Source organism: Nostoc sp., from assembly GCF_036917355.1.
Classification (GTDB): Bacteria; Cyanobacteriota; Cyanobacteriia; order Cyanobacteriales; family Nostocaceae; genus Nostoc.
Window position 1 is genome coordinate 19,862 of record NZ_JBALDP010000072.1, and the last position, 12,638, is coordinate 32,499.

9 protein-coding genes and 1 pseudogene are annotated in these 12,638 nt (G+C 47.2%); 8 read left to right on the forward strand and 2 right to left on the reverse strand.

Translation table 11 applies throughout. The features are described from left to right. Positions 1-116: 116 nt before the first annotated feature. A pseudogene (locus tag V7K53_RS23660) lies at positions 117-395 on the reverse strand (transposase); the annotation flags it as partial. A 221-nt stretch (positions 396-616) separates the two neighbouring features. On the opposite strand from V7K53_RS23660, the gene V7K53_RS23665 reads away from it, so the two are divergent. The 7 genes from V7K53_RS23665 (at position 617) to V7K53_RS23695 (ending at position 10,513) form a co-directional block, all read left to right on the forward strand. Beyond that, positions 617-907, forward strand: coding sequence for a putative quinol monooxygenase (locus tag V7K53_RS23665; RefSeq protein ID WP_335199991.1), 291 nt, complete (start codon positions 617-619; stop codon positions 905-907). A 45-nt stretch (positions 908-952) separates the two neighbouring features. Then, the gene (locus V7K53_RS23670) at positions 953-1,627 is read left to right on the forward strand and encodes a type 1 glutamine amidotransferase domain-containing protein (protein ID WP_335199992.1); all 675 of its coding nucleotides are present in this window, start codon (positions 953-955) and stop codon (positions 1,625-1,627) included. A gap of 1,295 nt (positions 1,628-2,922) precedes the next feature. Beyond that, entirely contained in the window at positions 2,923-5,154 is a 2,232-nt protein-coding gene (locus tag V7K53_RS23675) for a family 2 encapsulin nanocompartment cargo protein terpene cyclase (protein WP_335199994.1), read from the forward strand. A gap of 94 nt (positions 5,155-5,248) precedes the next feature. After that, positions 5,249-6,658: a family 2B encapsulin nanocompartment shell protein gene (locus tag V7K53_RS23680; RefSeq protein ID WP_335199996.1), complete on the forward strand. Its 1,410-nt coding sequence runs from the start codon at positions 5,249-5,251 to the stop codon at positions 6,656-6,658. A gap of 186 nt (positions 6,659-6,844) precedes the next feature. Beyond that, positions 6,845-8,251 (forward strand): family 2B encapsulin nanocompartment shell protein, encoded by a 1,407-nt coding sequence (locus V7K53_RS23685; protein ID WP_335199998.1) that lies wholly within the window; start codon positions 6,845-6,847, stop codon positions 8,249-8,251. Positions 8,252-8,334: 83 nt separating this feature from the next. Next, on the forward strand, positions 8,335-9,888 hold the full coding sequence (locus V7K53_RS23690; protein ID WP_335200000.1) for an NAD(P)H-hydrate dehydratase: 1,554 nt from the start codon (positions 8,335-8,337) through the stop codon (positions 9,886-9,888). 73 nt (positions 9,889-9,961) lie between these two features. After that, on the forward strand, positions 9,962-10,513 hold the full coding sequence (locus V7K53_RS23695; protein WP_335200002.1) for an REP-associated tyrosine transposase: 552 nt from the start codon (positions 9,962-9,964) through the stop codon (positions 10,511-10,513). Between the two features lie 49 nt (positions 10,514-10,562). Here V7K53_RS23695 and larC read toward each other — a convergent pair whose 3' ends face one another. Beyond that, a complete protein-coding gene (larC, locus tag V7K53_RS23700; protein WP_335200050.1) occupies positions 10,563-11,849 on the reverse strand; it encodes a nickel pincer cofactor biosynthesis protein LarC in 1,287 nt (428 codons plus the stop codon). Between the two features lie 100 nt (positions 11,850-11,949). Between larC and V7K53_RS23705 the strand changes: the two genes are divergently transcribed. After that, a complete protein-coding gene (locus V7K53_RS23705) occupies positions 11,950-12,609 on the forward strand; it encodes an L-threonylcarbamoyladenylate synthase (protein WP_335194946.1) in 660 nt (219 codons plus the stop codon). Positions 12,610-12,638: the final 29 nt, after the last annotated feature.

Sequence of the window (12,638 nt, forward strand, 5' to 3'; positions counted from 1 at the left end):
TAAGTAGAATGCAGACTCTCGTCGGGTAGCACAACTGTCATTGGTGTCAACTTAACCCGAAAACTATATCGGACAGGCGTTTTGCAAATCTCTCATGCCCTCATCCCCTAACTCCTTCTCTCAAATTTACACCACTTATTCGCCCTAACGCTCTGTCCTGCTGGCAACCAGACTCCATGATTATTTCTTATGGCTACGACATAATCTAATTTGTATTCAGCTAGTTTTCTAATAAATTGGCTACTTTCACCATATAAACTATCCACTAGTACTAATTCAATAGTAAAGCCTGATTCAATTAGCTCTGTAATAATTTCTGATGCTAACTCGATTTTAGTTTTATATTTATCTCCTTCTTTTAGCGTCGCTTTTGGTTTGAATATTTTTACACTTAAAAGAATACCCGGAAAGTGATAGAAGAGGGGTATACGGAAAAATTCTTTGTAATCCTCCAGTAAAAGGTGGTTATACGGAAGAATTCGGTATAATACCCAATTATCCAGCGAGAAAAGGCCGAACATCTTAATCGCAGTTAAGCGTTCACAGACGGCACGACAACTGTTTCGCAAGCTGCTGGGGTGTTAGTACGCTTGTCTTGTAAGGGAGCAGTAAGCACATGGAAAAGATCGTTATCGTGAAATGGAGAATTAAGGAGTCGGAAACGTCCCGAATTCTGAAATTGCTACCGGAGCTGGCCGAGAAGACCAAATCGGAGGAAGGCAACATTTCCTACACGATTTATCAGTCGGAAAGCGATCCTTGCGAACTCATTCTTTGCGAACACTACACCGACACCGCTGCCGCAGAATCTCACAGGCGATCGGAACACTATAAAAGAATCGTCGCAGAAGAGATCGTCCCCCATCTTGAAGTCCGCGAGGTGATATTGGTGAAGAAGCTTGTTTAAAGCTCTGTCCCGAACCGAACCAGACAACCGTACTAAGGAGAAGTTATGTCAAAGAAGATTCTCATTATCGTATCGAACGCGTGCGTTATTGGTCCGAACAACCGAAGGACGGGAAATTTTCTGCCAGAGGTTGCACATCCTTATGCTGAATTCGACAGAGCAAAATACCAAATTGATTTTGCAAGTCTCACCGGAGATACGCCGTTTCTGGATGCGCTCAATCTTGCTGACGACCCTGACAACCTAGCCTTCTTGGTAGGAAAAGGGTGGGACTCAATGCAGAAAGCGAAGAAGCTCTCAGACGTGGACATCAGCCAGTACGATGCCATCTTTATGCCTGGCGGTTTGGCACCGATGGTCGATATGCCTGAGCATCCACTTCTCAAAAAGGTTGTGAAAGAGACATACGAGCGGGGCGCTGTTGTTGGGGCCGTTTGTCACGGTCCAGCCTCGTTGCTGAACGTCAAGTTGAGCAACGACAATCTCCTGCTCGCCGGGAAGAATATCAGTTCATTTACGAACGACGAGGAAGAAAACTACGCAAAAGCTGATGTGCCTTTCGAGTTGGAAACGGCGCTCACCAAACAAGGTGCACTCTTCCACAAGACGCCACCCTGGCAGGCATTCAGCATCGCTGATGGAAATCTCGTCACCGGACAGAATCCTGCTTCTGCCAAAGGTGTTGCAGAGAAGATGATCGCGCTCTTGGAGTCTGCTTGAGGCAGCATCGTTGAGACGGTGCTTGGTCGCTGTATAATATTGCGGTGCAACGGATTGAAGAAAGCCGCTGGTGCTGAGTTGAAGGTTACTGCAACCGCTGACCGCAACCGTTAGCCAGCAATCACATACAGCAGTCTAGACGGAGTTGCTTCACGTACCAAGGGTTAGCAGAGGCTTTCATGATTTTAATTAATTGGAAAAAGCAAGTGAGGAGTAGGAGAAGAAACCTTTTTCAGCCCTTTTGGGATTTTCCGATGATTAGCGCATCAAAGCCAGAAAGTATTTCGTGGGTATACACTTTGTAGTCAGCATAACAAGTTGCGTCCTTTGCAACTGAAGAGAATTAAGTAAGGGACTACGCTTGGGTTAAAAAAAATTGTAGGTTGAGTGAAGCAAAGGGCAACCCAATAAAGCTAAAAAAATGTTGGGTTTCGTTCCTAACACTAATACCAATTAAAAAAAATAATGTAAAGGTTTTAACGTCAGTTTTTTCCTTACCTTTGTGAAACATAGAGAACTGAATTTCATGTTTCTCCCCAATATATCGGGTGGATTAAGTACACCGTAGCCAAGGTATCAGGGAAGGTATGCAGGATATCTGTCGCAAACATTTTTGAATTGCTATAAGAACAAATGCTTATCCTGACGTAGTTTCAGGCAAATGCGTAATTTTTTGGTTTTGGAACGGTGATGCCTGAATGGATATTAGTTATAAAAAATTAACAATTAGTATTTTTTCTTTAATAACTATCTTAAATCTTTTAACTATCTGCTTAACTGTCTTAACTGTCTCCTAATTATTCAATTTTTGATTTAACTATTTGCTTAACTGTCTTAACTGTCTTCTAATTATTCAATTTTTGTTTAACTATTTGCTTAACGGTTTAAATGTACGGATTGCTTTTTATTTACAACTATGAAAAATTATGAGAGCACCACGATTCAGTATTAAAAATTTATTTGCCAACAACTTCAAATAAAACGTACATAGCTCATTATTTAGATTATGAGCATCTTAATATTATCGGCTTGAAACGAGCCACCAGAAGCAAACCAGATGTGGGAATCTAGTAGTCTGCCAACCCAAAATTGTTAGGTGAGGGCTGGGAAAAGGGGAAAGGTTAAAGGTTAAAGGAGTAAACATCTTTTCCCTTTCCCCCTTGCCCTTTACCCCGCCAAGTTTCCTTGGCGAACTACTAGCTGGGTAGTGATGATACTTGTGAACTGCAACGATGCTCAGATCGGCCACGAAACAAAGATGGTAAGAAGACCCCAGAGGAGGTTTAGCGCAGATCATGCAACCCTTTGAACTGCCAGAATTTTACACGCCTTGGCCCGCACGGCTGAACCCAAACCTGGAAGCGGCACGAGTCCATTCCAAAGCGTGGGCCTACGAGATGGGAATACTTGGCTCAGAAGAGGAAGCCCAAAGCTCGGTAATCTGGGATGAACATACATTTGATTCCCACGACTACGCCTTACTTTGCTCCTATACCCATCCAGATGCGCCGGGAGCGGAGCTTGACCTAGTAACCGACTGGTATGTTTGGGTGTTCTTCTTCGACGATCACTTCCTGGAAATCTATAAGCGCACCCAAGACATGGCTGGGGCAAAGGAGTATCTTGACCGACTGCCAGCGTTTATGCCAGTGCATCCCACTGATACCCCTTCGGTTCCAACCAACCCAGTAGAGCGCGGCTTGGCTGACCTGTGGTCTCGCACTGCCTTTACTAAATCTGTGGATTGGCGACTTCGATTCTTTGAGAGTACCAAGAACCTGCTAGAAGAGTCTCTGTGGGAACTCGCCAACATCAACCAAGATCGAGTCGCCAACCCTATCGAATACATTGAGATGCGCCGCAAAGTTGGTGGCGCTCCGTGGTCAGCGGATCTCGTCGAACACGCCGTGTTTATAGAGATTCCAGCCCAAATCGCCTCGACTCGGCCAATGCGTATCCTCAAAGACACATTTGCCGATGGAGTGCATCTTCGCAACGACCTATTCTCCTACCAGAGAGAAGTGGAGGATGAAGGTGAGAATGCCAACTGCGTGCTGGTCTTGGAGCGCTTTTTAAATGTCAGTACCCAGGAAGCGGCTAACCTTACCAACGAACTGCTGACCTCGCGGTTATACCAGTTTGATAATACTGCCGTCACCGAGTTGCCCCCCCTGTTTGAGGAGTACGGACTAGACCCAGTGGCTCGTGTGAACGTTCTCCTTTACATCAAAGGACTCCAGGACTGGCAATCGGGCGGTCACGAGTGGCACATGCGATCGAGCCGTTACATGAACAAGGGAGGAGACAATTCTCCGACATCTACGGTTCTGGGAGGCCCTACAGGGCTAGGCACATCGGCTGCGCGGATTGAATCGTTATATGCCGCCTTGGGTTTGGGAAGGTTCAAGAGCTTTACTCACATTCCATACCAGGCTGTCGGGCCAGTAACACTGCCGAAGTTTTACATGCCCTTCACTACAAGCTTGAATCCCCATCTGAATGCTGCGCGGAAGCATTCCAAGGAATGGGCGCGTGAGATGGGGATGCTGGAATCACTACCTGGGATTCCTGATGCCGTCATCTGGGACGATCACAAATTTGATGTTGCCGACGTAGCTCTATGCGGTGCGTTAATCCATCCGAATGGGTCTGGTCACGAGCTGAATCTGACCGCGTGCTGGCTTGTTTGGGGAACCTATGCCGACGATTACTTCCCAGCGCTCTACGGGAATAACCGCAATATGGCTGGTGCGAAAGTTTTCAATGCCCGACTGTCAGCGTTTATGCCTCTGGATGACTCCACCCCCAGCGAGGTTCCGACTAATCCGGTGGAAGCCGGCTTGGCAGATATTTGGTCTCGCACCGCTGGTCCCATGTCCGCCAACGCGCGGACTCAGTTCCGTCGCGCAATCCAGGATATGACTGACAGCTGGGTGTGGGAACTCGCCAACCAGATCCAAAATCGGATTCCCGACCCGATAGATTATATTGAGATGCGCCGTAAGACCTTTGGCTCGGATCTGACCATGAGCCTGTCGCGACTAGCTCAGGGCAACGAGATCCCGCAGGAGATTTACCGCACCCGAACGATGCGATCGCTCGATAATTCCGCTGCCGACTTCGCCTGTTTTACCAACGATATCTTCTCCTATCAGAAAGAAATCGAATTCGAGGGCGAAATCCATAACTGTGTGCTGGTCGTTCAGAATTTCCTCAACTGCGGTAAACCACAGGCCGTTGAAGTTGTCAACAACCTGATGACCGATCGAGCGCTCCAGTTTCAACACATCGTCGCCACCGAACTTCCAGCCCTTTTCGATGATTTCGACCTGGATGCAAGTACCCGCGAGAAACTGCTTGGATACGTCAAGAAACTAGAGCAGTGGATGTGCGGCGTCCTCAAGTGGCATATAACGGTAGACCGCTATAAGGAATTTGAATTGCGTAATTCTTTAGCAGGGCGGCTACTTAGCGGGCCCAGAGGGTTGGGTACTTCAGCTAGGCGTATTGGATCGGTGAGGGTTTAAGGTCAGGTTTTTTTGTCCGTGAGTTGGTTCAAGGTCAGTATGCGATCGCGTGAGATCGGTTTTTTTAGTAACTAATAAAGTGGAGGATTAAGTTGTGACGTATTCTAACGATCCCAATTTGAATGTAGAAGATCAGCAGCCCCATTTAACTTTAAGTACAGCAGCGGCGCGTAATTTGGCAACAACAGCCAAATCTGCACCGCAAACACAGGAAATTACATCGCGGTGGTTATTGAAGCTATTGCCGTGGGTGCAGACGAAAGGTGGCGCCTATCGAGTCAACCGTCGGTTGAGTTATTCCGTGGGTGATGGGCGGGTGACTTTCACCAATACCGGAGCAACGGTGCAGGTGATTCCTCTGGAACTTACTGAGTTGCCCTTGCTGCGAGGGTTTAACAACCTTGACGTATTGATCGGGTTAGCAAACCAGTTTGTTCAGCAGGAGTATGCTCCAGATGATGTAATCGTTGAACTTGGCCAGCCTGCCGATCGCGTCATTCTGATTGCTCGTGGCAAGGTAAACAAGATTGGTGTTGGCAAGTATGGCGAGCAGATCGTGTTCGATGTGCTAGCTGACGGCGACCATTTCGGCGATGAAACTGTGGTGCAGTCCGAAGATACTTGGCAGTACACCCTCAAGGCGATTACTAGAACCATCGTTTTGTCGCTACCTCAAGCGGCGTTTGAAAGGGCGATCGCTCAGTCTGAGCCGTTGCGAACTCATGTTGAACAGTTCCGCGTTCGCCTGAGCCAGCCACAGACTCCCCAAGGTGAAGCCGCCATTGAACTGGCAGCCGATCATCCCCAAGAAGCTGAGTTGCCGGGAACCTTCGCCGATTACGAACTCAAACCCAGGGAATATGAGTTGAGCATTGCTCAAACAGTGTTGCGAGTAAGTACGCGGGTAGCCGATCTGTACAACGAACCGTACAACCAGACAGAAGAACAACTGCGGCTGACTATCGAGGCATTGCGGGAACGTCAAGAACACGAGCTGCTCAACAACCGCGAATTCGGGTTGCTGCACAACGCCGACCTCAAACAGCGTATCTACAGCAGTAGCGGCGCACCTACCCCCGATGACTTGGACGAGCTATTAGCGACGGTATGGAAGGAGCCGGGATTCTTCCTGGCTCACCCCCGGACGATCGCTGCTTTCGGCCGTGAGGCCAACCGCTTGGGTCTCTATCCACAAAGCGTAGATGTGAACGGCGTTCAGGTTACATCTTGGCGTGGCGTACCTATCTTTCCTTCCAACAAGATCCCCATCACCAATAACCGCACCAGTTCTATCCTTTTGCTCCGCACTGGTGTAGAAAAACAAGGGGTAATCGGCTTACATCAAACTGGTATCCCCGATGAATACCAACCCAGCTTGTCTGTTCGATTCATGGGCATCAGCGAAAAGGCGATCATCTCCTACCTCGTGACCGCCTACTACTCCGCAGCCGTCCTCACTCCTGACGCACTTGGCATCCTCGAAGATGTTGAAATCGGGCGCTAAATATCAGGAGTGCTGAGTGCTGAGTGCTGTTAGCGGGGCTTTTAGCCCGTGTTGAGTGTTGAGTGAGTAAAAATTAGGACTGACTGTTGATACCCTGCAAGAAAGTAGGCGGTCTTTTAACTCAGCACTTTGAACTCAGCACTCAGCACTGAATGGCACTTTTATTAGTAACTAGAGGATGGGGTGATGACGGATTTTATTGAATCAAATTTAAATGTTGAGAGTGGACAACCTCAACTGAGTTTGAGTAAAGATGCTGCGCGTAATTTGTCCACGACCACCAAATCTGCACCGCAGACGCAGGAAATTACCTCGCGGTGGTTGTTGAAGATGTTGCCGTGGGTGCAGACGAAGGGTGGGACTTATCGGCTAAACCGTCGGTTGACCTATACTGTGGGTGATGGGCGGTTGAGTTTCTCCAACACCGGAGCCGAGGTGCAGGTGATTCCCCAGGAACTTGGTGAGTTACCCTTGCTGCGAGGGTTTGACGATACCGAGGTGCTGAGGGCGTTGGCAAGTCGGTTTGTTCAGCAGGAGTTCGCGCCTGGTGATATCATAGTCCAGTCAGGTCAGCCAGCCAATCAGCTTTTCTTGATCGCACATGGCAAGGCGAACAAGATTGGTATTGGCAAGTATGACGAGCAGCCTCTATTGGATATGCTAGCTGACGGTGATTATTTTGGCGATCGCGTGTTGGTGGAGTCAGAAAGCAATTGGAAGTTCACAGTCAAAGCTGTGACCCGATGCACCGTATTAGTGCTACCACAACAGGCATTTCGAGAACAGCTCAACCAGTCGCAGGCGTTGCAGGCTCAACTTGAGCAGTTTAGGACTCGCGCAGAACTTCCACAAAACAAGTATGGAGAAGCTGCGATCGCGTTGTCAACCAGTCATAGCACAGAGACCACGTTACCGGGAACATTTGTTGACTACGAACTTTCACCCCGCGAATATCAGTTAAGCATTGCTCAGACTATGTTGCGAGTGAATACTCGTGTTGCGGATTTGTACAATCAACCATACAACCAGACGGAAGAACAATTGCGGCTGACGATTGAGGCATTGCGGGAACGTCAAGAATACGAGTTGATCAACAACCGCGAATTTGGATTGTTGCACAACGCCGACCTCAAACAGCGCATCTACACCCGCAGCGGTCCCCCCACTCCCGATGACCTGGATGAATTAGTCACCCGTCGGCGGAAGTCGAGGTTCTTCTTGGCTCATCCTCGCACTATTGCAGCCTTCGGTCGCCAGTGCAACCGTCGAGGCATCTATCCAGACACTATCGATATGGATGGGAGCAAAATAATCACGTGGCGCAATGTACCGATTTTTCCCTGTAACAAGATCCCGATTACTAAGAATCAGACCAGTTCTATCCTTATACTCCGCACTGGTGAGAAAGATCAGGGCGTGATTGGCTTACATCAAACTGGTATCCCGGACGAATACCAACCCAGTTTGTCCGTCCGATTCATGGGCATCAGCGAAAAGGCCATTATCTCCTACCTCGTTACAGCCTACTACTCCGCAGCTGTCCTCATCCCCGACGCACTTGGCATCCTTGAAGATGTGGAAATCGGTTTGTAACTTTTTTGAGTGGAATATGAGTCAATTTTGGTAGTGTCAAAATAAGAGTTAATACGAAACTCATAACTCACCACTCAAGACTGATGCAAGATAGGCAAGAACAAATTTCGCAAGTGGTAGTGACTGCTGGGCAGATGCGCGATATTGAAAAGCGAATCTTTGCAGCAGGAATGCCTGTAGTTGCTTTGATGGAAAAGGTGGCGGGATTAATTGCTCGTCGCATTCCAGAGATTCCTGCAAACACCCCTTTGTTAAGGGGGTCTCGTGTGGGAATTCTTGTCGGCCCCGGTCATAATGGTGGCGATGCTTTAGTCGTAGCCCGTGAATTATACTTTCGCGGATATGAAGTTTGGATTTATTCTCCTTTTTCTAAGCTTAAAGAATTAACTTCGCAGCACTTGCAATATGCCCAGAGTTTGGGCATTCCAATTTATCAAACAATTGAACAACTCCCAGATTCTGATTTGTTGATTGATGGCTTATTTGGATTTGGTTTAGAAAGAAACCTAAGCGATCCCATTGCCTCTGCAATTAATCAGCTAAATGAATTATCTATACCGATTTATAGTATCGATTTACCTTCAGGTTTACACACCGACACTGGCGTTGTATTGGGAACTGCCATTCGCGCCACTCACACATTTTGCTTAGGTTTATGGAAACTCGCTTTCTTCCAAGATCGAGCGTTGGAATATCTTGGTAAAGCTGAGTTAATCGATTTTGATATTCCTTTAGCTGATGTGGAAGCTGTTCTCAAAGATGCACCTAAAATTAAACGGATTACACGAGCTAAGGCACTTGCTACTTTACCTTTACCCCGTCCAGCAGTTACTCACAAATATAAAGAAGGACATTTACTGCTGATTTGCGGTTCGCGGCGCTATGCAGGTGGGGCAATTTTAACTGGTTTGGGTGCTAGGGCTAGTGGTGTCGGGATGCTTTCGATTGCCGTACCCGAATCCCTGAAATCTCTTCTGGTGTCACACTTGCCAGAAGCGCTAATTGTCGGTTGTCCAGAGACGGAAAGTGGAGCGATCGCCCATCTACAACTACCAGAAAACACCGATCTGAGTTCCTTTAATGCGATCGCTTGTGGCCCCGGTTTAACAAGAGATGCGACTCCCATTGTGCAAGAAGTAATCAACAGCGATCGCCCTTTGCTTCTCGATGCCGATGGTTTAAATATCTTGGCACAAATGGGAGCGATCGCCACATTAAAAAAACGCCAAGCAGTAACCGTACTCACACCCCACACTGGCGAATTTGAGCGATTGTTTCCTGATGTCGCCGATGCCAAACATGACAAAGTGAAAGCAGTACAAGAAGCAGCCGCCCAAAGTGAGGCAGTAGTATTGTTAAAAGGGGCAAGAACTGCGATCGCAAACCCTCAAGGTGCTGTTTGGATTGTTCCTGAAAGCACACCCGCCTTAGCCCGTGGGGGTAGCGGCGACGTGTTAACTGGGCTACTAGGCGGCTTGTTGGCGCAAGCAGCAACTAAACAGATTCCCGTAGAAGATATTGTGGCAACTGCTGCATGGTGGCATTCACAAGCAGGTATAATAGCCGCCCAAGAGCGTACCGAATTAGGTGTAGATGCGTTTACATTGACACAATATTTGATGAAAGCTCTAACTTAGTCAAATTCCTCGTTCCCAGTCTCCGACTGGGAATGCCATCTTAGAGGCTCCGCCTCTAATTTAAATATAAATCATGGGACGCAGCCGCTACCACGTACTAGGAACCCAGCCACACTTTCTCACCTGCACAATTGTAAATTGGATACCACTATTCGGCAAAGTTGAATTTACACAAATTATTTTAGATTCCCTCAATTTTCTGCAACGTCAGCAGCGTTTAACCTTGTATGGTTACGTAATTATGGAAAATCATCTCCATCTAATTGTCTCTGCCGCCAGTTTATCTAAAGAAATAGGAAATTTTAAATCGTTCACGGCTCGCTGTATTATTGACTTACTTGAGAAAAATAATTCTAACTACATACTCAACCAGCTTGAGCTTTATAAATTAAAACATAAGACAAAACAAGAATATCAGCTTTGGCAAGAAGGTTTTTATCCGCAGGTGATTCTAGATGAGGAAATGTTTAGACAAAAGTTAGATTATATTCACAACAATCCAGTCAGGCGTGGTTATGTGGATGATCCCGCGCATTGGAGGTATTCTAGTTGCCGCAATTACATGGGGCAAATAGGTTTATTACAGGTAGAGTTGATTGATGTGTCGGAGAAGGCGGAGCCTTGAGGATGGCATTCCCAGTCGGAGACTGGGAACGAGGAATGAGGAATTGGGATTAGGGATTGACTAAATACCAACGCTGTAGCGCCAACCGTTGAATTTCGCGCCAGGGAATATTATGTTTTCGGGCTAAGTCTGCACAATCTTCATATTCTGGCTGCACATTTGCAATAACTTTTTCTGGCGATCGCCCTTTCCATGCTATCTTGACACGCACTTTGCCATATTCCGTTTCTACTTGTTGAATTTCCCGTTGTAAAATGGCGCGTTGCTGAGTTGTGCGCCGAATGCCTAAAGTTGTAGTTTCGCGGAAGATAACGGCTTCACAACTGAGTAAATTTTCTGGATGACAAATCACAGTCAGTAAAATCCCTGGACGCGACTTTTTCATACCGATCGCCTGAGTAAAAACATCCAGCGCACCAGCCGCAAACAACGCCTCAAACGCATAGCCAATCGCTTGTGGACTTAAATCATCAATTTGGGTTTCTAATACCGAGATAGTTTCCAAATTTGAGCTAGTTTCTTCAGAATCACTGAAATTTGACTGTAAACTTGCACTTTCACCCAACCAGAGGCGTAAAATATTGGGAATGGGTAAATTTATGGTTCCTGCTCCCAGTCCTATCTGCTTGATAGCGATCGCAGGTGGTGAACCAAAATCTCTTGCCAAAGTAGTGGCGATCGCGGCTCCTGTTGGTGTTACTAATTCTTTGTCAATGCCATTACTATAAACTGGACAACCCCGCATTTCCCACAGCTTTAATACCGCTGGGACTGGTACTGCCATCTGACCATGTGCAGCCCGAACAGTGCCGCCACCAGTCGGGAATGCCGAGCAGTAAAGTAGGGGTAATCCTTGATGATTGCTCTCAATCCCCAACCAATCCAACCCCAGGCAAGTACCCACAATATCTACGATCGCATCTATAGCACCTACTTCATGAAAATGAACTTTTTCAGGCGAAATGCCATGCACCGCTCCTTCTGCCACCGCTAGCTGTCGGAATACCGCCAAACTCCAAGCTTCTGCCCGTGATGGCAACCCCGCTTTGAGAATCATTTGCTCTATTTCTGGCAAGTGGCGTGTGTGATGGTGGCTGTGTTCGCCATCGTGGTGATGGTGGTGATGGCGATCGTGTACTAAATCCACATGGACTTTCGTCGCCTGTTGACCATTCCGTTGGACAAGTTCTGTCCTTAACTGATATTCCTGTTCAATACCCAAACCATTAAGTTTTTCAATTAAATACTCCACAGGAACACCCAAACTTACCAAAGCACCCAGGCACATATCACCAGAAATTCCTGTCGGACATTGAAGATAAGCGATTTTATTCATAATAAATTTGTCATTAGTCATTAGTCATTGGGCATTAGTTATTAATTATTGCTTCCCCTGCCCCCCGCCTCCCCTACCCCCATTCCCCACTCACCGAGTTATGGCAAAAATTTTCCCAGTTCATCCGGATAATCCTCAAGTTCGCCGAATAGAGGAAATAAAGTCGGCGCTCTCTAGTGGCGCAGTCATGCTTTACCCTACTGATACAGTCTATGCGATCGGTTGTGATTTGAATGCCAAGTCGGCGGTAGAACGAGTGCGGCAAATTAAACAGCTAGCAAACGATAAACCATTGACATTTTTATGTCCCTCGCTTTCAAATGTGGCAACTTATGCCTTCGTAAGTGACACAGCCTATCGGATTATGAAACGCCTGATTCCAGGGCCATACACGTTTTTGCTCCCAGCTACGAAGTTAGTACCGCGATTAGTGCAAAGCCCCAAGCGGAAAACAACTGGAATTAGAGTACCAGACCATACTGTGTGTTTGGAGTTGCTGGCAGCATTGGGCAATCCGATTATTTCAACTTCAGCACATCTGCCACCAGATGAAGCAGAGAATGGCATGATTCGGATAGATCCTGAAACGATTCAGTCGCGGGTAGAGCTATTCGATCGTTTGGACAAGTTGGTAGACATAATTGTAGACACTGGCGAGGAACCTACTTATGAAGTATCTACCATCTTAGATATGACCGGAGACGAAGCAGCAATTATACGGAGGGGTTTAGGTTGGGAAACAGCAGCAGCATGGGTATAAAAATTCCACTTCACAGGCGCACCTCTCCG